Here is a 20,249-nt window from a genome sequence, read left to right on the forward strand (position 1 = left end):
GGCCGGCAGGCCCAACTTGGCCTGCCCAATCCCCCTTGCGGGGGACGCGCCGCGAATGTGAGCTGGGCCACTCTTGTCCGGTGACCGCGACAGACGAGAAGACCGGCTGTACCGAGCCGAGCGCAGCGACGGCGACGTACCTGTTCCGCAACACCGATCCGCTGCGCGCGGTGATCTTTGATCTCGACGCGCTGACCGACCTGCGCTTCGACGGCTACCGCGCGGTGTTCAACGCGGCCTTCGCCGCGCTGAACCTGCCGCTGCACTGGAGTGTGGAACGGTACCGCCGACTGCTGGCGCTGCCCGACGAGCGGCTGCGGGTGGCCGCCGAACTGCGCAAGCACTGCGTCGGGACCGAATGCGACGTGCTGGTCGACCTGCTCGTCGACGAGATCTGCGCGACCAAGGACATGATGTTCGACGAGATGATCCTGGATGCCGGCCTGCCGCCGCGCGCCGGGCTGTGCGACCTGATCACCGATGCCTTCGTCGCCGACGTGCCGATCTGCGTCGTCACCGACGGGCGGCGGCGGTGGGCCCAGCCGCTGGTGCACCAGCTCGTCGGGGCCGGGCTGGTCGAGGCCGTGGTGACCGCCGACGACATCGGGGTGCCGCCGGACGGGACCGCCCTGTTCCGGCATGCGCTCGCCGAGTTGGGCATCGGCCCGCGGGACGCGCTGGCCGTGGTCGGCTCGGTTCGCGGTCTGCGTGCGGCCGACACCGCCGGGCTGGCCACCGTCCTCATCGACGCCGATGCCGAACACTCCGGGCCGCACGCGGCGGTCGCGGTGCGCGCCGACTACGCCGGCGCCGCGGGCGCACTGCGGTTGTCGCAGTGCCGGCGGCTGCACACCCAGTGGTGGGACGCGCACACCCCGGCGGCGGCCTGAGACCGGCCGCGCCGATCCGGCAGACCTGCACCGGTCGTCACAGCGCCACCCAGATGCCGAAGAACCAGAAGCCCCATTGACCGAAGTCGGCGTCGAATACCGGGGTGACGGTCTGGCCCCAGTACTCGAAGGGCGGCGGGGGCGGTGCCCATGGTGGCGGTGGCGGCCCGAATCCCCACGGCCGCGGCGGTGGAGGAGGTGGCCCGAAGCCCCAGGGCGCGGGACCGTCGCCCCACGGCGGCCGCTGCCCGTGCCAGTGCGGGTCGCCGGGCGGGGGCCCGCCATCGGGACCGCCGGGGCCGCGCCACTGTCCGGGCGGTGGCCCGCCCGGACCCTGCCGAGGTGCGGGCGGGCCGGAGCTTCCCGGCGGTGGTGCCGGCGGACCGCAATGCGCCGCGGGCGGACCGCAATTCGGTCCCGGCGCGGCATCGGCCACGCCGGAGCCGGCGCCGATGGCCGTCAGGCCGATGGCTCCGGCGACGCCGACCGCGGTGAGGAGTTTTGTCACACTCATCTCGAACTCCCAAGGGGATCAGGTTTTCCCGACCTGGAGTCCACGGTCACCCTCGAACCTGCGAACAGGCTGTGGTGATCCGCCGAGATTGGTGTTCGCCGACGCCGATCAGGCCGCCGGCGTTCTGCGGGTGACCGCGCTAACCCTGGCGCAGCGCCTCGATGACGGCGCTGAAGTCCAGCCCGCTGTGCTCGGCGTTGAAGTCGGCGTAGATCTGTGCGGCGTGCGTGCCCAGCGGGGCATTCGAACCGGTGGATTCGACCGCCGCCATGGCCAGACCGAGGTCCTTGTTCATCAGGGCAGTCGCAAAGCCGGGCTTGAAGTCGTTGTTGGCCGGCGAGGTCGGAACAGGGCCGGGCACCGGGCAATTGGTGCTCACGGCCCAGCAGTTGCCCGTCGCCCCGGTGATCACGTCGAACAACTTCTGCTTGTCCAGTCCCAGCTTCTCGGCGAGCACGAAGGCCTCGCCGACGGCGATCTGCTGCACCGCCAGGACCATGTTGTTGCATACCTTGGCGGCCTGGCCCGCGCCTGCGCCGCCGCAGTGGATGACCTTGCCCGCCATCGGATCCAGCACCGCCGTGGCCCTGGTGAAGGCGTCATCCTCGCCGCCGACCATGAAGGCCAGCGTGCCCGCCGCGGCACCCTTGATGCCACCGGAGACCGGCGCGTCGAGCTGGGCGAAGCCGGCGTCGAGGGCCTGTCGATGGATCTCGCGGGCGTCGTCGACGGAGATGGTGGAGGTGTCGATGAACAGCGCACCGGCCTTGGCCGCCGGCAGCACCTCGGCGTAGACGGCCTTGACGATGGCGCCGTTGGGCAGCGAGGTGATCACGACATCGGCCTCGGCGACCGCTGCCGCGCCGGTGTCGAACGTCGTGATGCCCTTGTCGGCAGCGGCATCCCGCAGGTCGGCGACCGGGTCGAAACCGTGCACGGTGAATCCACCGGACACCAGGTTGGCCGCCATCGGTCCGCCCATGTTGCCCAGCCCGAGAAAAGCGACGGTGGTTGTCTCATTGCTCATTCGGCCCTCGACCTTCCTTATCCGGCGGCCCGGGCCCGGGCGGCTTCCGCCCGGCCGATGACCACCCGCATGATTTCGTTGGTGCCCTCCAGGATTCGGTGCACCCGCAGATCCCGCACGATCTTCTCCAGGCCGTACTCCTTGAGGTAGCCGTAACCGCCGTGCAGTTGCAGGGCGGCGTCGGCGACCTCGAAGCACGAGTCGGTGACGTAACGCTTGGCCATCGCGCACAGTTCGACCTTGTCGGCGGCGCCGGAATCCAGCGCGGATGCCGCGCGCCACAGCATGATCCGTGAGGTTTCCAGCGCGGTGGCCATGTCGGCGAGGGTGAACCGGATGGTGGGTTCGTCGATCAGCGCGCCGCCGAAGGCCTGCCGGTCCCGGACGTAGCCGGCCGCCTTCTGATGGGCGGTGCGGGCACCGCCGAGTGAGCAGGCGGCGATGTTGATGCGCCCGCCGTTGAGGCCGTTCATGGCGATGCCGAAACCGGTGCCCTCACCCTCGGGTCCACCGAGCAGCGCATCGGCGGGCACGCGCACCTGCTCCAGGATGACCTGCGCCGTCGGCTGGGTGTTCCAGCCCATCTTGGCCTCGTTGGCGCCGAAACTGAGCCCAGGTGTGTCTTTCTCGACCAGGAACGCCGAGATTCCCTTCGGTCCGTCCGCGCCGGTCCGGGCCATCACCAGATAGACGTCGGAGACCCCGGCGCCGGAGATGAACTGTTTGACACCGTCGAGCACCCAGCCTGCGTCTGATCCTGAGCCGTCGCGAACCGCCTTGGTGCGCAACGCCGATGCGTCCGAACCGGCGCCCGGTTCGGTCAGGCAGTAGCTGGCGATGGTCTCCATGGTGGCCAGCCTGGGCACCCAGGTCTTGCGTTGCTCGAGATTGCCGTAGGTGTCGACCATCCAGGCGCACATGTTGTGGATCGAGATGAACGAGGCCAGCGCCGGGTCGGCGGCGGACAGTTCCTCGAAGATGCGCACGGCGTCGATGCGGCGCAGGCCGCTGCCGCCGACATCCTCACCGCAGTAGATGGCCGCCATGCCCAGTTCGGCCGCCTCGCGCAGCACATCGGTGGGGAAGTGCTTGGTTTCGTCCCACTCCAAGGCACGTGGCGCAAGGCGTTTGGTGGCGAACGCGGACGCCGTCTCGGCGATCACGCGTTCGTCGTCGTCCAGTTCGAACATCGACATCGTCGGCGCTACTGCATCGTGGGGATGACGAACTCGGCGCCATCCTTGATGCCCGACGGCCAGCGTTCGGTGACGGTCTTGACCTTGGTGTAGAACTGGATCGAGGCCGGTCCGTGCTGATTGAGATCGCCGAAGCCGGAGCGCTTCCAGCCGCCGAAGGTGTGGTAGGCCACCGGAACCGGGATCGGCACGTTGACGCCGACCATGCCGACCTGTACCCGGGACACGAAGTCGCGGGCGGCATCGCCGTCGCGGGTGAAGATCGCGACCCCGTTGCCGTACTCGTGTTCGGTCGGCAGCCGTAGTGCCTCTTCGTAGTCCTCGGCGCGCACGATGCACAGCACCGGACCGAAGATCTCGTCGGTGTAGATCGACATGTCGGTGGTGACGTGGTCGAACAGGGTCGGGCCGATGAAGTAGCCCTTCGACAGATCCTGATCACCGAAACTCAGCTCGTCGGTGGCGCGCTCGCGGCCGTCGACCACCAGGTCGGCGCCGGCCTCGACGCCCTGGCCGATGTAGTCGCGCACCCGCTCCAGCGCGGCGCCGGTGACCAGCGGCCCGTAGTCGGCCTTGGGATCCAGGCTGTGCCCGACCCGCAACTGGTTGACGCGCTCGACCAGCCTGTTGCGCAACCGATTTGCGGTCTCCTCGCCGACCGGGACGGCGACGCTGATGGCCATGCAGCGCTCACCGGCGCTGCCGTAGCCCGCCCCGATCAGGGCGTCGACGGCCTGATCGAGGTCGGCGTCGGGCATCACGATCATGTGGTTCTTGGCGCCGCCGAAGCACTGGCTGCGCTTACCGTTGGCGGCGGCGGTGGAGTAGATGTACTGCGCGATGTCCGAGGAGCCGACGAAGCCGACGGCCTGGATGTCGGGATGGGTCAGGATGGCGTCGACGGCCTCCTTGTCGCCGTGGACGACCTGGAAGACACCGGCGGGTAGGCCGGCTTCGAGGAACAGTTCGGCAAGGCGCACCGGCACCGACGGATCGCGCTCGGAGGGCTTCAGGATGAAGGCGTTGCCGCAGGCCAGTGCCGGGCCGGCCTTCCACAGCGGGATCATGGCCGGGAAGTTGAACGGGGTGATGCCGGCGACGACGCCGAGCGGCTGGCGGATCGAGTAGACGTCGATGCCGCCGCCGGCGCCCTCGGTGAACTCGCCCTTGAGCAGGTGGGGGATACCGATCGCGAACTCGATGACCTCGACGCCGCGCTGGATGTCGCCGCGCGAGTCGGCGACGGTCTTGCCGTGTTCCAGACTGAGCAGTTCGGCCAGTTCGTCGACGTTCTGGTTGACCAGGTCGATGAACTTCATCATCACGCGCGCGCGGCGCTGCGGATTCCAGGCGGCCCACTCCCGTTGGGCCTGCACGGCGGAGGCGACGGCGGTGTCCACGTCGGCCTTGCTCGCCAGTAGGACCTGGGCCTGCACCTCACCGGTGCTGGGGTTGAGGACATCGGCGGTGCGGGTCGAGGCGAGGTTGCTGCGCTTGCCGTCGATGAAGTGCTGAATCTGTGTGGTCATGACATCCGTCCAGTGTGCGGTGTGATCCGAGATACTTGGATATCCTAGTAATGGGTCGGGTCGGACGCAAGGGGCGGGGGCGGTTCAGCGCAGCCGGGCGCGCAAGTGCTCGACGAAGGCCTGGGTTTCCGCCCAGGACGGCAACAGGCCTGATGCCTGTGCTTCGGTCAGCGTGGGTGCCGCGGCGTCCCGTTCGGACAGGATCAGCCGGTGCTCCAGAGGCCAGTCGATGCCCACCGAGGTCGGCGAGATCGTGTGCTCCCGCTCGGGCGAATAGCCCGCCGAGCACAGATACATGACCGTCGAATCATCCTCCAGCGCAAGAAAAGCGTGGCCCAAACCCTCGGACAGGTACACGGAGCGGCGCTGCCGGTCGTCGAGCAGCACGCCGTCCCACTGCCCGAAGGTGGGGGAGCCGACGCGGATGTCGACCACCACGTCGTAGACCGCGCCGCGCAGACAGGTGACGTACTTGGCCTGGCTCGGTGGCAGATCGGCGAAGTGCACACCGCGTAGCACCCCGGCCGCCGACACCGAGCAGTTGGCCTGGTGCAATTCGAAGCGGTGGCCGGTCATTTCGTGGAACGACCGGTCGGTGAACCACTCGAAGAACGCGCCGCGTGCATCGGCGTGCACCGTCGGGGTGATCTCCCATGCCCCGGGCACCGACAGTTCCCGCGCCGTCACTGCCCGCGCTCCGAATAACGCGCTTCGACGTCTGCTTTCAAAGGACCCCACCAGGATTCGTTGTCGCGGTACCAGTCGATCGTGGCCCGCAGGCCGGCCTCGAAGTCGGTGTGGCCGGGCGCCCAGCCCAGTTCGTCGCGCAACGCCGACGCGTCGATGGCATAGCGCAGATCGTGCCCGGCGCGGTCGGTCACGTGGTCGAAATCGTCGGCGTCGCGGCCCATCAGTGCGAGCAGCGTCCGGAGCACGGTCAGGTTGTCGCGCTCCCCATCCGCGCCGATCAGGTAGGTCTGTCCGATCCGCCCGTCGTCGAGGATGCGCCAGACCGCCGCATTGTGGTCGTCGACGTGGATCCAGTCGCGTACGTTGGCGCCGGTGCCGTAGAGCTTGGCGCGCCGGCCCGTCAGGATGTTGGTGATCTGGCGCGGGATGAACTTCTCGACGTGCTGATAGGGCCCATAGTTGTTGGAGCAGTTGGAGATCGTGGCGGGCACCCGGTAGGACCGGACCCAGGCGCGCACCAGCAGATCGGCCGCCGCCTTGGTCGAGGAGTAGGGGCTCGACGGGTTGTAGGGGGTGGCCGCGGTGAACCGCTGGGCGCCATCGAGCGGCAGATCGCCGTACACCTCGTCGGTCGACACGTGATGCAACCGGGTGCCGTGGTGGCGAACCGCTTCCAGGACCGTGAAGGTGCCCACGACATTGGATCGCACGAACGGCGTCGGATCGGCCAGCCCGTTGTCGACATGGGTCTCGGCGGCGAAATGCACCACCGCGTCGGCGGCACCGACCAGGTCGGTCACCAGCGCGCCATCGGTGATGTCACCCTCGATGACCCGGACCTGATCGGCGACCGGTGCCAGCGACTCCCGGCTACCGGCGTAGGTCAGCGCATCCAGCACGGTCACCTGGGTTTCCGGCCTCTCGCGCAGCGTCAGATGGACGAAGTTGGCGCCGATGAATCCCGCCCCGCCGGTGACCAATACGCGCATGGCTCGACCCTAGTCGCCGTCTCCACGTGGCCCGCGAGTGTGCGAGTTGTCTGTTCCGAGCCCGGCGTGTCGAGGTGCAGACGCGCACGCTCGCCGGAAGGGTTCAGTTCTGGTTTTGCAGGCCGAGCGGGCCGGCCAGCTCGGTGAGCGTGGGCACCAGCTTGTCCCAGCCACCGAGGACCTGGATGGCCACGTGATCGGCCCCGGCGTCCAGATGCTGGTGCAGCCGCGCCGCGACGGCATCGGCCGTCCCGTGTGCCACCACCGCGTCGATCAACCGGTCGCTACCCGGCTTGGCGATATCGTCCTCGGTGAAGCCGAGCCTGCGCCAGTTGTTCAGGTAATTGCTGAGATCGAGATAGAAGCCGACCGCCCCGCGGCCCACCTCGCGGGCCTCGTCGACGTCGGTGCTGAGCACGACCTTGTGCTCGGGAGCCAGGAACACCGTCTTCCCGATCAGGTTGTGGGCCTGACCGGTGTGCTGCGGAGTGGTCAGGTAGGGATGGGCGCCCGCACTGCGGGCCGCCGCCAGCTTGAGCACCTTCGGGCCGAGTGCGGCGACCACCCGCCGGCTGGTCGGTACGTGCGCCGCGTCCAGGGCGTCGAGGTATTCGACCAGGACGTCATAGGGTTTGCGGTACTCCTCGGTGTGTTCGGGATGGCCGATGCCCACACCGAGCAGGAAGCGGCCCGGATACGCCTTCTCCACCCGGTGATAGGACTCGGCGACCTCGCCGGCATCGGCCTGCCAGACGTTGATGATGCCGGTGGCGACCTGCAGGGTCTCGGTGGCCTCCAACAACGGCTCGACATAGTTGAGATCACCCTTGGGTGAGCCGCCGATCCACACTGCGCCGTAGCCGAGCTTCTCGATCTCGGCGGCCTGCTCGGGTGTGGGGGCCCCGAACGTCCAGACGCCGTAGCGGCCGAGATCGGGCTTGAGGGTCACGGCATCGGTCATGGCGTATCCGTCCTTTTCGTATCAGTTCAGACCCAGCGGGCCGGCCAACTCGGTGAGCGCGGGCAGCAGCCTGTCTGTACCCGTCAACACCTGAACCGGAACATGGTTGGCGCCGGCATCCAGGTGCTCGGTGAGCCGCGCCGCGATGGCCTCGGTGCTGCCGTAGGCGACAACGGCGTCGACCAGCGCGTCGCCACCGGGCTTGGCGACATCGGCATCGGTGAAGCCGAGCCGTTTCCAGTTGTTCAGGTAGTTCGCCAGATTCAGATAGACCTCCAGCGCTGCCCGGCCTGTCGCGCGGGCCTTGTCGGCGTCGGTCGTCAGCACGACCTTGTGCTCGGGGGCCAGGAAGGCGTCGGGTCCGATCAGCTCGCGCGCCTGGGCGGTGTGTTCGGGGGTGGTGAGATACGGGTGCGCACCGGCGCTGCGCCGGGCTGCGAGCTTGAGCACCTGCGGACCCAGCGCGGCGACGACCACGCGCTCGGCCGGTACACCGTGCCGGGCGAGCTCGTCGAGGTAGTCCTTGAGCGCGTCGTAGGGCTTCTTGTATTCGGTGTGCGCCTCCGGATGGCCGACGCCGATGCCGAGCAGGAACCGGCCCGGGAAGGCCTTCTCGATCCGGTGGAAGGACTCGGCGGTGGGTCCGGCCGCCGCGGTCCAGATGTTGACGATGCCGGTGGCGAGCTGCAGCTTCTCCGTCGCGCCCAGGATCGGATCGATCCACTCCAGCTCGGCCGGGGGAGAGCCGCCGGCCCAGATGGCGCCGTAACCCAGCGCCTCGATGTCCTTGAGCTGCTGTGCCGGGAGCTGCTGCCACTGCGAGTAGTGGCCGAATACGCCGAAACGACCGAGATCCGGATGGGAAGTGTGAGCCATGACCGGGTCAACCTCCCGCCGCGAGCCGGCTATTCCGATCGGCGCACCGTGAGCGCAACCGTGGGCGTGCGTTTTATTCGGTGCCCGCGGCCGAGAGCTCGCCGGGGGTCGGGATCACCGGCGCCGGTGCGACCAGCGGCAGGCACACCGCGAACCGGGTGTCGCCGGGCTTGGACTGCACCGAGATGTTGCCGCCGTGCTTCTCCACCACGATGCGCCATGCCAGGTCCAGCCCGAGACCGGTGCCCTCGCCGAACGGTTTGGTGGTGAAGAACGGGGTGAAGATGCGGTCGATGACGTCCTCGGGGATCCCCGGACCGTCATCGCAGATCTCGACGCGGATCATCTCGTCGCTCTCCCGGCTGGTACGGATGGTCAGGGTGCCGGTGCCGCCCATCGCCTGGATCGCGTTGTCGATGATGTTGGTCCAGACCTGGTTGAGATCGCCCGGGTAGCAGTGCAATTCCGGCAGCGTCTTGTCCAGGTCCTTGCAGATGGTCACCGGCCGGCCCTTCCCGGGCCCACCGATCTTGTCGCCGAACATCATGATCGTGCTGCGCAGCAGCTCGTGCACGTCGGCGTTGCCATAGGAGCCGCGGTCCATCTGCGAGTACTGCTTGGCCCCGGCCAGCAGCGCCGAGATGCGCTTGCTCGCCTCGGCGATCTCGTTCATCCGCAGCTCGTTGTCGATGGTGTACTTCAGCCACCCGATCGCGCCCTGCAGTGATGCGGTGGAATCCAGGTCGTCGACCAGGGCGGACACCCGTTCCAGCCAGTCGGTGTCCAACCCGGCCTCGACGAAGGTGGGTGCGTAGTCCCAGGCGCCGGCGATGCCGTGATCGTCGAGCCAGTCACCGAGTTCGTCCTCGCGATCGGATGCCTCCAGCGCGGTGAGCTCCAGATCCTTGTTCTTGGCCACCTGCTCGGCCACCTGGTCCTGGATGTTGACCAGCGCGCGCAGCGACTCGGGGCTGAACTTGGCCTCGGCGACCATGGCCAGCTTGTGCCGCATGTGCCCGACGCTCTCGCGCAGGTCGGCCACGGCGCGGGCGGTGGCGGCGGCGGGATTGTTGAGCTGATGGGTCAGACCGGCGGTGATGGTGCCCAGTGCCAGCAGCTTCTCCCGCTGGCCGATGATCTGGCTCTGCCGGCGGCCGCCGACGAGCTGGCCCTCCATCAGATGCACGGCCATCGGGAACTGCGCGCGCATGAACTCGGCGAACGCCCGGGCCTCCAGCACGAACACCCGCGACTCGGCGACCAGCCGAACCGAGGCCTGATAAAGCTGCTCCTCACCGGGGATATAGGCCGACCAGGCGCCGAAGTACACGCCACGCTGGGAGGTCCGGTTGGTCTGGATGTCGACCCCGCCGGAGCGCTTCGACATGATCAGCTCACCGTCGATCAGCACATAGAAGCAGGTCGCCGGGTCGCCCTCCTGGACGATGGGGCCCGCCGGGAACATCTCGATGGTCCCGGCCTCACACAGCGTGTCGAGCTGCTCGTCGGACAGATGCTCGAAGAGGAACAGGGTCCGCAGTTCGTCGCGCACACACGTCTCGCCCATATCTCTCAAGCCCCTCTATGCCTCGGCCAGGTACCGGTGTACGAACATCACGGCCATCGACCCTTCGCCGACGGCCGCGGCAACCCGCTTGGCGGATTCCGAACGCACGTCTCCTGCAACAAACACACCGGGCACACTTGTTTCCAGATGGTGCGGCGGGCGGTCCAGCGTCCAGCCGACCACGTCGCGCAGGTCCGGTCCGGCCAGGATGAAGCCGCGGTCGTCGCGGGCGACCACGCCGTCGAGCCAGTCGGTGCGCGGGGTGGCGCCGATGAAACAACACAGCCGGTTGGCAGGCACGTCCTCGGTCTGCCCGGACTGCCGGTCGGCCAGCGTCAACCCGACCAGGTGGTCGTCCTCGGCCGTGGTGCCGACCACCTCGGTGCAGGTGCGGACCTCGATCTTGTCGTTGGCTTCGATCTGCTGGATCAGGTAGTAGGACATGGACGCCTCCAGCGAGGGCCCGCGCACCAGCAGGGTGACCTTCCTGGCCGTCTTCGACATGAACATCGCCGCCTGACCGGCCGAGTTGGCCCCGCCGACGATGTAGATGTCCTCGCCCTCGCATTCGGCGGCATCGGAGACCGAGGCGCCGTAGTAGACGCCGCGACCGATCAGATTGGATTCCTCGGCCGCCGAACAGCCCGTGACCGTCAGCTCGCGGTAGTCGACACCGGTTGCCAGGATGACCGCCCGGGCACCGATGGTGCGTTCGCCGCCGTCGCCGGACTCGTCATCGGAGAACGTGATGGTGCGCGCGGTGCCGATCTCACCGGCCTGCAGGTGGATGGCCTGCCGGGTGGTGATCACCTCGGCGCCGAACCGCTCGGCCTGCCGGCGCGCGGTGGTGGTCAGGTCGATCCCGGAGATGCCGTTCTCGAAACCCAGGTAGTTCTCGATGCGCGAGCTGCGCCCGGCCTGGCCGCCGGTCATCGCGCGCTCGATCAGCACGGTGTTCAGCCCCTCAGAGGCCCCGTACACCGCGGCCGCCAGACCCGCCGGACCGCCACCGATGACGGCCAGGTCGTACATCTCCAGCGACGGATTGGTGGACAGCCCGAGCATGTTGGCCAGATCGGTGTCGCTGGGCTCGACCATGGGCTTGCCGTCCTCGGTGATGACCACCGGCAACTGCTTGCCGTCCAGGCCGGCGGCCTCCAGCAGCTGGCGCCCCTTGGGTTCCTCGGCGGTGAAGGCTTTGAACGGGTAGCCGTTGCGGGCCAGGAACTGGCGGACATCCCAGGACCGGGGATTCCACTGGTGGCCGATCACCTTGGTGTAGGGGATCGCGTGGTCGCCGGCGGCATGCCAGGACTCCAGCAGGCCGTCGATCACCGGGTAGAGCTTCTCCTCGGGCGGATCCCATGGCTTGAGCAGGTAGTGGTCCAGATCGACGACGTTGATGGCATCGATGGCCGCCGTCGTGTCGGCGTAGGCGGTCAGCAGTACGCGGCGCGCCATCGGGTACAGGTCCATCGCGGCTTCGAGGAACTCGATACCGCTCATCTGCGGCATCCGGTAGTCGGCGACGAACACCGCGACGGTGTCGCCGCGCAGCTTGAGTTCGTGCAGCGTGTCCAGGGCATCCGGGCCGGATTCGGCCCGCACGATGCGGTACCGCTCGCCGTAGTGACGGCGCAGGTCGCGCGCCACGGCGCGGGACACGGCAGGGTCGTCGTCCACGGAGAGGATCACGGGTTTGCGGGGTTGGCGCTCGGCGTCAGGCATCACTGATGATTATGCGCCGATCGTCCACTTCTTATCCCTGCCGGATCGCTGACGGCGAACAGGCCCTACGCTCCGAATTCGTGACCGCTCTCGAGTTTTCCGATTCCGTCCACCTGGATCTGGACCCGGCATCGACATATGCGCTCGTCTCCGACATCACCCGGATGGGCGAGTGGAGCCCGGTGTGCAAGGCGTGCTGGTGGGACGACCCGGCCGCCGGAGCCGTCGCCGGGGCTTGGTTCACCGGGCGCAACGAACTGCCCGAGCGCACCTGGGAGACGCGCAGCCAGGTGGTGGTCGCCGAACCGGATCGCGAGTTCGCCTGGGAGGTCAACAACGGCTGGGTGCGCTGGGGCTTCACCATCGAACCCGCCGACGGCGGATCCACGTTGACCCAGTACTGGCGGTTCCTACCCAAGGGCATCGAGGGCTTCGGCGAGAAGTTCGGCGCCGATGCCGACAATCAGATCGCGCAGCGCTCGGAACTGGCCCACCGCGGGATACCGGAGACGCTGGCCGCCATCCAGGCCACCGCGGCGGGCTGACCGCTTGGGATCGTCGACCCGCCGCACTGTCCCCGGCAGCCGCAGCGGATCGGCATCTCGCGTCACGGCGGGTCGGGCTGCGTTTTCGCTGATTTTGGGGTACGCCGCCGGGCGGGTAGTATGGACCAACGGTGCGGCTTGTCGCGCCGACTCTTCGCGTGCCTCGTCAAGAAACCTTAACGATTTCGGATCCGGCTCACGTCTCGTAGTCGGTGGGTCGGGTCGTGCCGGGGCGTAGAGATACGAAAACGAAGGCAAGGATCGCTAAGACAGTATGGCCAAGAAAGACGGTGCCATCGAGGTCGAGGGCCGCGTGGTCGAGCCTCTGCCCAATGCGATGTTCCGCATTGAGCTGGAGAACGGACACAAGGTTCTGGCCCACATCAGCGGCAAGATGCGGCAGCACTACATCCGCATCCTGCCCGAGGACCGCGTCGTGGTGGAGCTCTCTCCCTACGACCTGTCCCGGGGCCGCATCGTGTACCGGTACAAGTAACTGCCCACCATCAAGACCACACGAGAGAACAGGATCGCGAAGCCGTGAAGGTGAACCCGAGCGTCAAGCCGATCTGCGACAAGTGCAGGGTGATCCGCCGGCATCGGCGAGTCATGGTGATCTGCTCCGACCCGCGCCACAAGCAGCGTCAGGGCTAGGTCTCGTCCCGAGACCGACCGGCACCACCCACAACTGAATGCAGACCTCCCAGTACCACTGAGCAGATTCGCTGCTCAACCACGTCCGGCACGGAGGCCGGACCCCGTGAGGGGAACGGACTGGGATCAGACCTCCGCAACGAAAAGGAACACTGCCTGATGGCACGTCTCATGGGCGTTGATCTCCCGCGCGACAAGCGCATGGAGATCGCGCTGACCTACATCTACGGCGTCGGCCGTACCCGCTCCCAGGAGATCCTGGAAGCCACCGGCATCAGCCGGGACCTGCGCACCAAGGACCTGACCGATGATCAGGTTACCCAGCTGCGCGACTACATCGAAGGCAACCTCAAGGTCGAGGGTGACCTCCGTCGCGAGGTGCAGGCCGATATCCGTCGCAAGATCGAGATCGGCTGCTACCAGGGCCTGCGCCACCGTCGTGGCCTGCCCGTGCGCGGACAGCGCACCAAGACCAACGCGCGTACCCGCAAGGGCCCCAAGCGCACCATCGCCGGCAAGAAGAAGGCCAGGTAACCCCGGATGGCACAGGCTAAGAAGGGCGGCACCGCCGCCAAGAAGGGTCAGAAGACCCGCCGCAGGGAGAAGAAGAACGTCCCGCACGGCGCTGCTCACATCAAGAGCACCTTCAACAACACCATCGTCTCGATCACCGATCCCCAGGGCAACGTCATCGCCTGGGCCTCGTCGGGTCACGTCGGCTTCAAGGGCTCGCGTAAGTCGACCCCGTTCGCCGCGCAGCTGGCCGCCGAGAACGCCGCCCGCAAGGCGCAGGAGCACGGTGTCAAGAAGGTCGACGTGTTCGTGAAGGGCCCGGGCTCGGGCCGCGAGACCGCGATCCGTTCCCTGCAGGCCGCCGGCCTCGAGGTCGGCGCGATTTCCGATGTCACCCCGCAGCCGCACAACGGCTGCCGTCCGCCCAAGCGGCGCCGGGTCTAGGGAGGATCTAGAAAATGGCTCGTTATACCGGACCCGCAACCCGCAAGTCGCGCCGCCTCGGCGTCGACCTGGTCGGCGGCGATCAGTCGTTCGAGAAGCGCCCCTACCCGCCCGGCCAGCACGGCCGCGCGCGGATCAAGGAGAGCGAATACCGCACCCAGCTGCAGGAGAAGCAGAAGGCCCGCTTCACCTACGGCGTCATGGAGAAGCAGTTCCGCAAGTACTACGAAGAGGCCAACCGGCAGACCGGCAAGACCGGTGAGAACCTGCTCCAGATCCTGGAGAGCCGGCTGGACAACGTCATCTACCGGGCGGGCCTGGCCCGCACCCGGCGGATGGCGCGCCAGCTGGTCAGCCACGGCCACTTCACCGTCAACGGTGTGAAGGTCAACATCCCGAGCTACCGGGTGTCGCAGTACGACATCATCGACGTCAAAGAGAAGTCGCTGAACACCTTCCCGTTCGAGGTGGCCCGCCAGACCGCCGGCGAGCGCCCGATCCCGTCCTGGCTGCAGGTCGTGGGCGAGCGTCAGCGCATCCTGGTCCACCAGCTCCCCGAGCGCGCCCAGATCCAGGTGCCGCTCACCGAGCAGCTCATCGTCGAGTTCTACTCGAAGTAACAGTCCTCGACCATCCCGGTCGAAGACACCCAGACGGCATCAAATAGCGGGTGCCGAGAAGGAGATAGAAAATGCTGATCTCTCAGCGACCCACCCTGTCCGAAGAGTCGTTGGCCGAGAACCGGTCCCGGTTCACGATCGAACCGCTGGAGCCCGGCTTCGGCTACACCCTCGGCAACTCGCTGCGGCGCACGCTGCTGTCGTCCATCCCGGGCGCAGCGGTCACCAGCATCCGCATCGATGGTGTGCTGCACGAGTTCACCACCGTCCCCGGTGTGAAGGAAGACGTCACCGACATCATCCTGAACCTCAAGGGTCTGGTCGTGTCCTCCGAGGAGGACGAGCCGGTCACCATGTACCTGCGCAAGCAGGGCCCCGGTGCGGTCACCGCCGGTGACATCGTGCCGCCGGCCGGTGTGACCGTGCACAACCCGGATCTGCACATCGCGGCTCTGAACGACAAGGGCAAGCTCGAGGTCGAGCTGGTCGTCGAGCGCGGCCGCGGTTACGTGCCGGCTGTGCAGAACAAGGCCTCCGGCGCCGAGATCGGCCGCATCCCGGTCGACTCGATCTACTCGCCGGTGCTGAAGGTGACCTACAAGGTCGAGGCCACCCGCGTCGAACAGCGCACCGACTTCGACAAGCTCATCCTCGACGTCGAGACCAAGAACTCGATCAGCCCGCGCGACGCCCTGGCGTCGGCCGGTAAGACCCTGGTCGAGCTGTTCGGTCTGGCCCGTGAGCTCAACGAGGCGGCCGAGGGCATCGAGATCGGCCCGTCGCCGGCCGAGGCCGATCACATCGCCAGCTTCGCGCTGCCGATCGACGACCTCGACCTGACGGTCCGCTCGTACAACTGCCTCAAGCGCGAGGGTGTGCACACGGTCGGCGAGCTGGTCTCGCGGACCGAGTCGGATCTGCTCGACATCCGTAACTTCGGGCAGAAGTCGATCGACGAGGTGAAGATCAAGCTGCATCAGCTGGGTCTGTCGCTCAAGGACTCACCCGCCAGCTTCGACCCGTCCGAGGTGGCCGGCTACGACGTGGCCACCGGCACCTGGACCGGTGACTCGGGCTACGACCTGGACACCGACCAGGACTTCGCCGAAACCGAACAGCTCTAAAGAAGATCGTCCGTCCCGGCCCTACCTGATACGGGGGCCGGCCCCACAAGGAGATAGTCGCAATGCCCAAGCCCACCAAGGGTCCCCGTCTCGGCGGGTCGTCCTCGCACCAGAAGGCGCTGCTGGCCAACCTGGCCACCGCGCTGTTCGAGCACGGCCGCATCAAGACCACTGAGCCGAAGGCCCGGGCGTTGCGTCCGTACGCCGAGAAGCTGATCACCCACGCCAAGAAGGGTGAACTGCACAACCGGCGTGAGGTGCTGAAGAAGATCCGCGACAAGGATGTGGTGCACACCCTGTTCGCCGAGATCGGTCCGTTCTTCGCCGACCGCAACGGCGGCTACACCCGCATCATCAAGGTCGAGAACCGCAAGGGCGACAACGCCCCCATGGCGGTCATCGAGCTGGTGCGGGAGAAGACCGTCACCTCCGAGGCCAACCGCGCCCGTCGTGCCGACGCAGCCCAGAAGGTCGCTGCCGCGGCGGCTCCGCAGGCCGCTGTCGAGCCCGAGGCCGCTGACGGCCCCACGGCCGACGAGGCCGTGGCCGAGGAGTCGACGAGCACCGACGAGGCCGTGACCGAGGAGACCACCGACGCCGAGGCCACCGAGGCCCCGGCCGAGGAGGCCACCGAAGCCGAGGCCGCCAAGGACGAGAAGTCTGACGACAAGTAGTCACGCAGTGAACGAACCCGCCACCTCTTCAGGTGGCGGGTTTGTTCGTTTGCGGCTCGACATCGCCTACGACGGCACCGAATTCGCCGGGTGGGCCACCCAGGCGGGGCAGCGGACGGTGGCCGGTGCGCTGGAGGACGCGCTGTCGACGGTGTTCCGTACACCGGTGGTGCTGCGCGCGGCCGGCCGCACCGATGCCGGCGTGCACGCCACCGGACAGGTCACCCACGTGGACGTCCCCGCCGACGCGCTGGCGCACGCCTTTCCACGCAGTGCGAGGCCGGTCGGAGAACCGGAGTTCCTGCCGCTGATCCGGCGGCTGAGTCGCTTTGTGCCCGAGGAGATCCGGGTGCTGGCGATCGTCCGGGCACCGCAGGGATTCGACGCGCGGTTCTCGGCGCTGCGCAGGCACTACGAGTACCGGCTGGGCACCGCGCCGTACGGGGTGCTGCCCCAGCAGGCCCGCTTCGTCACACCCTGGTTGCGGCCGCTCGACATCGATGCGATGGCCGCGGCGTCCCGGCACCTGGTCGGGCTGCACGATTTCGCGGCCTTCTGCCGGCATCGCGAGGGAGCCACCACGATCCGGGATCTGCAGCGCCTGGACTGGGTGCGTACAGGTGACGTCATCACCGCCCACGTCACCGCCGACGCGTTCTGCTGGTCCATGGTGCGCTCGTTGGTGGGCGCGCTGTTGGCCGTCGGGGAGGGCCGGCGGGACGCGGATTGGTGTGCGGCGCTGTTGGATTCGTCGAAGCGATCCAGCGACTTCGCCGCCGCCCCGGCGCGCGGACTGACGCTGGTGGGCGTCGACTACCCGCCCGATGACGAACTGGCCGCGCGGATCGAGATCACCCGCGACCTGCGCACGCTGTGAGCTACAACCGCGGGGCGACGAAGTCGGCGGCCTGGGTGACCATGCCCGCGCCGATGTAGGCCGGAGCCAGATGGTCGGCCCAGTAGTCCTGCCAGTTCTCGGGGTCGGTCGGGTTGCAGATCGGATCGTCACCGTGGCAGAGCTCGATGGTGCGTTCCTGATACAGCGGGTTGAAGTTCGAGATCGGGCCGACCCAGGCAATGCCGTTGCCGAACAACGCAACCGCAGCGACCTTCTGGTCCACTCCGGGCGGCAGCGGGTTCTTGAAGCCGAACACCCCGAACGGCACCGCCAGCACCACGTCGGTGACGGCGGCGCCCAGCGAGTAGCCGCCGAGCACCAGGCGGGTGTCGGGGCAGGTTGCCGCCATGTGCTGGATCCGGGCGCTCATATCGTTGGCGCCGATGTCGATCTGGGTGTCGGCGGGGTATTTCACGGCGTACAGCGCGACGTTCTTGCCGGTCTTGGAGCGCAGGGCCTGGGCGAGCGCATTGCCGATCTGGCCGGCGCCGGGCGATTCCATCCGGCCGCGCGCGAAGATCAGCTCGGCGTCCGGGCACGCGGCCGCGCCGGCGGCGGGCAGCAGCACGGGTGTCACCACGGCGGGCGCGACCACGGCGGCCAGCGCCAGGATGGCGGCGACTGCCGCTGCGGTGACGGCGGAGACCCGATCCCTCGACATCAAGATCACCAGGCCGATTGTAGCGGCCGGAATTGACGTCTGTGTTGCGAAAGTCGGCCGGTCAGCGCACGCGTGCGGCGGCGAAGTCGGCGGCCTGGTCGATCAGGCCGGAACCGATGTAGCCGTCCTGCAGGTGATCGCCCCACACGCGTTGCAGATCGTTGAGGTCGTTGGGCAGCCCGCCCGAACAGACCGGGTCCTCGGCGTTGCACACGTCGATGGTGCGCTCGACGTATTGCGCCGCGATCTGATGGCCCGGAATCGATTTCGAGAAGTTGCCGACCAGCACGACGGCGGCGATGTGACGGTCCATGCCGGGCGGCAACGGCCGGGTGAAGCCGAGTCCGGACTGGTTGGCCGACAACGCCAGCACCGCTGCGGCGGCCCCCAGCGAATATCCGCCGACGATCAGTTTGGTGTCCGGGCAGGCGCCGGCCATGTACTGGATCCGGTTGCTGATGTCGTTGGCGCCGGCCGGGATCTCGGTGTTGGCGGGATAGTTCACGCCGTAGACCCCGACGGGTTGGGGCAGCCGGGCGTTGAGTGCACCGACGAGGTTGTTGCCCAGCCGCCCGACTCCGGGGGCCTCGTTACGGCCGCGCGCGAAGATCAGCTCGACGGGAGCGCAGGGTTCGGCAGCGGCGGTGGGCAGCTGGCCGGCAGGGGACACCGCGACGGAGGCCACGAAGCCGCCGGCGGCGGCCATGACCGCGGCCGCGGTGGCGACGAACTTACGCGCACGGTGCTTTGCTGAGAGCGTTCGGCTGGACACCTGATGAAGTGTACGGGGTGAGCCTCAGAGCAGACCCGCGACGAAGGAGGCCGCCTGGTCGGCCGGACCGCCGTCATACGCCCGGTGAGCGGCGACGTCCTCACCGCTGGTGCAGACCGGATCACCGGGATTGCACAGGTCGATGGAGCGCGGCCCCCATACCGGGCTGACCGTCAGGGGCAGACCGACCTTTGCCGACGGGTTGCCGAACACGGCCAGCGCCGCGACGTGCTCCGGGGTATTGGGCGGCAGCGGGGCGTTGAAGCCGATGGCCGGCACCGGCACCGCGGCGATGACGTCGATGACCGCCGCGCCCTGCGAATAACCGCCCAGCACCAGGCGGGTGGCCGGGCAGTTGGCGATCATCCACTGGATGTGGCCGCTGGCGTCGTTCGCGCCCGCCGCGGCGGCCAGGAAGTCGTAGCTGGCGGGGTAGTTGACCGCGTAGGTGCCCACCGACCGGCCGCCGACCTTGCCGCGCAGCGAGTTGACGAACGCGTTGCCGATGCGGCCCAGACCCGGGTCTTCGTTGGTGCCGCGGGCGAACACCACCTCGATATCGGGGCAGGACTCGGCCTGCGCAGGCGCGGCCGGCATCAGGATCAGGGAGCCGACGGCCGTGGCGGCGGCGGCGAGGAGCACGGAGCAACGGCGAACAAGATCAATGCGCACGCCAAATGATAACGCGGAGACGGGCTAAACAAGTCCCCGTCAGACGCGACCTGCGATGAAGCCGGCGGCCTGCGAGATGAACCCTGAGGACTCGTACCGGGTGTGTGCGAACGGGTTGCGACCACGCGAGCAGATGGGGTCACCATCGGCGCACAGGTCGATCCCGCGACCGCTGAACGGCGGGCCGGCAGCGCTGACCGGATACCCGAACTTGGCACCGGCGTTGCCGAAGGCGGCCATGGCCGCGACGTTGCCGGCCAGGTTGGCCGCCAGTGGGGGAGCCGAGCCGATGTCGCCGATCCGGTCGCCGGCCGGCGGGAGGCCGACCAGCATGTTGACGATCGCGGCGCCCTGGGAGTACCCGCCCAGCACCACCCGGGTGTTCGGGCAGTTCTGGGCGAGATAGGCGATGCGCGCGCTGGCGTCGAAGGCGCCGTCGGCGGCGCGGAAGAAGTCGTAGGTCGCCGGATAGTTCACCCCGTAGGTGCTCAGGGTGCGGCCGCCGAGCTGGGGGCGCAGCGCATTCTCCAGCGCGAAGCCGACGCGGCCGATGCCGGGCGGCTCGCTGGTGCCGCGGGCGAAGATCAATTCGACATCCGAGCAGGCCGGCTCCGCCGTGGCGACGGGTGCCGTCACCGCCAGGACGGCAAACGCGGAAATCAGGGCCGAGCCCAGCGCGGCCGACCGGGCCGCCATCGTGCGCAA

At 68.1% G+C, this 20,249-nt stretch carries 24 protein-coding genes; 10 read left to right on the forward strand and 14 right to left on the reverse strand.

All coding sequences use genetic code 11. The annotated features are described in order from the left end of the window. Positions 1-80 precede the first annotated feature (80 nt). The gene (locus BST17_RS03805; RefSeq protein ID WP_234807518.1) at positions 81-890 is read left to right on the forward strand and encodes an HAD family hydrolase; all 810 of its coding nucleotides are present in this window, start codon (positions 81-83) and stop codon (positions 888-890) included. 37 nt (positions 891-927) lie between these two features. Here the strand turns inward: BST17_RS03805 and BST17_RS03810 are convergent, their stop codons facing one another. From BST17_RS03810 to BST17_RS03855, 10 genes are all read right to left on the reverse strand, one after another. Further along, positions 928-1,404, reverse strand: coding sequence for a hypothetical protein (locus BST17_RS03810; RefSeq protein WP_083055587.1), 477 nt, complete (start codon positions 1,402-1,404; stop codon positions 928-930). A gap of 139 nt (positions 1,405-1,543) precedes the next feature. Further along, on the reverse strand, positions 1,544-2,431 hold the full coding sequence (gene mmsB / locus BST17_RS03815; RefSeq protein ID WP_083055588.1) for a 3-hydroxyisobutyrate dehydrogenase: 888 nt from the start codon (positions 2,429-2,431) through the stop codon (positions 1,544-1,546). 17 nt (positions 2,432-2,448) lie between these two features. Beyond that, positions 2,449-3,627 (reverse strand): acyl-CoA dehydrogenase family protein, encoded by a 1,179-nt coding sequence (locus tag BST17_RS03820; protein WP_083055589.1) that lies wholly within the window; start codon positions 3,625-3,627, stop codon positions 2,449-2,451. 8 nt (positions 3,628-3,635) lie between these two features. After that, positions 3,636-5,156 carry a CoA-acylating methylmalonate-semialdehyde dehydrogenase gene (locus tag BST17_RS03825; protein WP_083055590.1) on the reverse strand — a complete coding sequence of 507 codons (1,521 nt, stop codon included), beginning with the start codon at positions 5,154-5,156 and terminating at the stop codon, positions 3,636-3,638. 84 nt (positions 5,157-5,240) lie between these two features. Next, positions 5,241-5,843 carry a dTDP-4-dehydrorhamnose 3,5-epimerase gene (rfbC, locus tag BST17_RS03830; protein WP_083055591.1) on the reverse strand — a complete coding sequence of 201 codons (603 nt, stop codon included), beginning with the start codon at positions 5,841-5,843 and terminating at the stop codon, positions 5,241-5,243. After that, entirely contained in the window at positions 5,840-6,835 is a 996-nt protein-coding gene (gene rfbB, locus BST17_RS03835) for a dTDP-glucose 4,6-dehydratase (RefSeq protein ID WP_083055592.1), read from the reverse strand. Before rfbB ends, rfbC begins: the two co-directional genes overlap by 4 nt. A 103-nt stretch (positions 6,836-6,938) precedes the next feature. Beyond that, positions 6,939-7,796, reverse strand: a complete 858-nt coding sequence (locus BST17_RS03840; RefSeq protein WP_083055593.1) for an LLM class F420-dependent oxidoreductase — start codon at positions 7,794-7,796, stop codon at positions 6,939-6,941. A gap of 21 nt (positions 7,797-7,817) precedes the next feature. Next, complete coding sequence (locus tag BST17_RS03845) at positions 7,818-8,672, reverse strand: LLM class F420-dependent oxidoreductase (protein WP_083055594.1); 855 nt, start codon at positions 8,670-8,672, stop codon at positions 7,818-7,820. A 73-nt stretch (positions 8,673-8,745) separates the two neighbouring features. After that, positions 8,746-10,239, reverse strand: a complete 1,494-nt coding sequence (locus tag BST17_RS03850) for an ATP-binding protein (RefSeq protein ID WP_083055595.1) — start codon at positions 10,237-10,239, stop codon at positions 8,746-8,748. Between the two features lie 15 nt (positions 10,240-10,254). Next, positions 10,255-11,967 carry an NAD(P)/FAD-dependent oxidoreductase gene (locus BST17_RS03855; protein ID WP_083055596.1) on the reverse strand — a complete coding sequence of 571 codons (1,713 nt, stop codon included), beginning with the start codon at positions 11,965-11,967 and terminating at the stop codon, positions 10,255-10,257. A gap of 80 nt (positions 11,968-12,047) precedes the next feature. Here BST17_RS03855 and BST17_RS03860 point away from each other — a divergent pair, with 80 nt between their 5' ends. From BST17_RS03860 to truA, 9 genes are all read left to right on the forward strand, one after another. Continuing rightward, positions 12,048-12,512 (forward strand): SRPBCC family protein, encoded by a 465-nt coding sequence (locus tag BST17_RS03860; RefSeq protein ID WP_083055597.1) that lies wholly within the window; start codon positions 12,048-12,050, stop codon positions 12,510-12,512. A gap of 274 nt (positions 12,513-12,786) precedes the next feature. Continuing rightward, positions 12,787-13,008, forward strand: a complete 222-nt coding sequence (gene infA / locus BST17_RS03865) for a translation initiation factor IF-1 (RefSeq protein WP_003418601.1) — start codon at positions 12,787-12,789, stop codon at positions 13,006-13,008. A 44-nt stretch (positions 13,009-13,052) separates the two neighbouring features. Continuing rightward, a complete protein-coding gene (gene rpmJ, locus BST17_RS03870; RefSeq protein WP_079925868.1) occupies positions 13,053-13,166 on the forward strand; it encodes a 50S ribosomal protein L36 in 114 nt (37 codons plus the stop codon). Positions 13,167-13,325: 159 nt separating this feature from the next. Continuing rightward, positions 13,326-13,700 carry a 30S ribosomal protein S13 gene (gene rpsM, locus BST17_RS03875; RefSeq protein ID WP_083055598.1) on the forward strand — a complete coding sequence of 125 codons (375 nt, stop codon included), beginning with the start codon at positions 13,326-13,328 and terminating at the stop codon, positions 13,698-13,700. 6 nt (positions 13,701-13,706) lie between these two features. Then, positions 13,707-14,123 (forward strand): 30S ribosomal protein S11, encoded by a 417-nt coding sequence (rpsK, locus tag BST17_RS03880; RefSeq protein ID WP_019512358.1) that lies wholly within the window; start codon positions 13,707-13,709, stop codon positions 14,121-14,123. Positions 14,124-14,137: 14 nt separating this feature from the next. Further along, complete coding sequence (rpsD, locus tag BST17_RS03885; protein ID WP_083055599.1) at positions 14,138-14,743, forward strand: 30S ribosomal protein S4; 606 nt, start codon at positions 14,138-14,140, stop codon at positions 14,741-14,743. A gap of 71 nt (positions 14,744-14,814) precedes the next feature. Next, on the forward strand, positions 14,815-15,867 hold the full coding sequence (locus BST17_RS03890) for a DNA-directed RNA polymerase subunit alpha (protein ID WP_083055600.1): 1,053 nt from the start codon (positions 14,815-14,817) through the stop codon (positions 15,865-15,867). Between the two features lie 62 nt (positions 15,868-15,929). Beyond that, entirely contained in the window at positions 15,930-16,541 is a 612-nt protein-coding gene (gene rplQ, locus BST17_RS03895) for a 50S ribosomal protein L17 (protein ID WP_083055601.1), read from the forward strand. 7 nt (positions 16,542-16,548) lie between these two features. Beyond that, positions 16,549-17,418 (forward strand): tRNA pseudouridine(38-40) synthase TruA, encoded by an 870-nt coding sequence (gene truA / locus BST17_RS03900; RefSeq protein WP_083055602.1) that lies wholly within the window; start codon positions 16,549-16,551, stop codon positions 17,416-17,418. 1 nt (position 17,419) lies between these two features. Here truA and BST17_RS03905 read toward each other — a convergent pair whose 3' ends face one another. The 4 genes from BST17_RS03905 to BST17_RS03920 all read right to left on the reverse strand — a co-directional run bounded on the left by BST17_RS03905 (position 17,420) and on the right by BST17_RS03920 (position 20,240). Further along, a complete protein-coding gene (locus BST17_RS03905; protein WP_083055675.1) occupies positions 17,420-18,100 on the reverse strand; it encodes a cutinase family protein in 681 nt (226 codons plus the stop codon). 61 nt (positions 18,101-18,161) lie between these two features. Then, complete coding sequence (locus BST17_RS03910; protein WP_083055603.1) at positions 18,162-18,872, reverse strand: cutinase family protein; 711 nt, start codon at positions 18,870-18,872, stop codon at positions 18,162-18,164. A 24-nt stretch (positions 18,873-18,896) separates the two neighbouring features. Further along, positions 18,897-19,538, reverse strand: coding sequence for a cutinase family protein (locus BST17_RS03915; RefSeq protein WP_407937726.1), 642 nt, complete (start codon positions 19,536-19,538; stop codon positions 18,897-18,899). 45 nt (positions 19,539-19,583) lie between these two features. Next, complete coding sequence (locus BST17_RS03920) at positions 19,584-20,240, reverse strand: cutinase family protein (RefSeq protein WP_083055676.1); 657 nt, start codon at positions 20,238-20,240, stop codon at positions 19,584-19,586. Between the last annotated feature and the right edge of the window lie 9 nt (positions 20,241-20,249).

It is taken from the genome of Mycolicibacterium bacteremicum (assembly GCF_002086115.1).
Classification (GTDB): Bacteria; Actinomycetota; Actinomycetes; order Mycobacteriales; family Mycobacteriaceae; genus Mycobacterium; species Mycobacterium bacteremicum.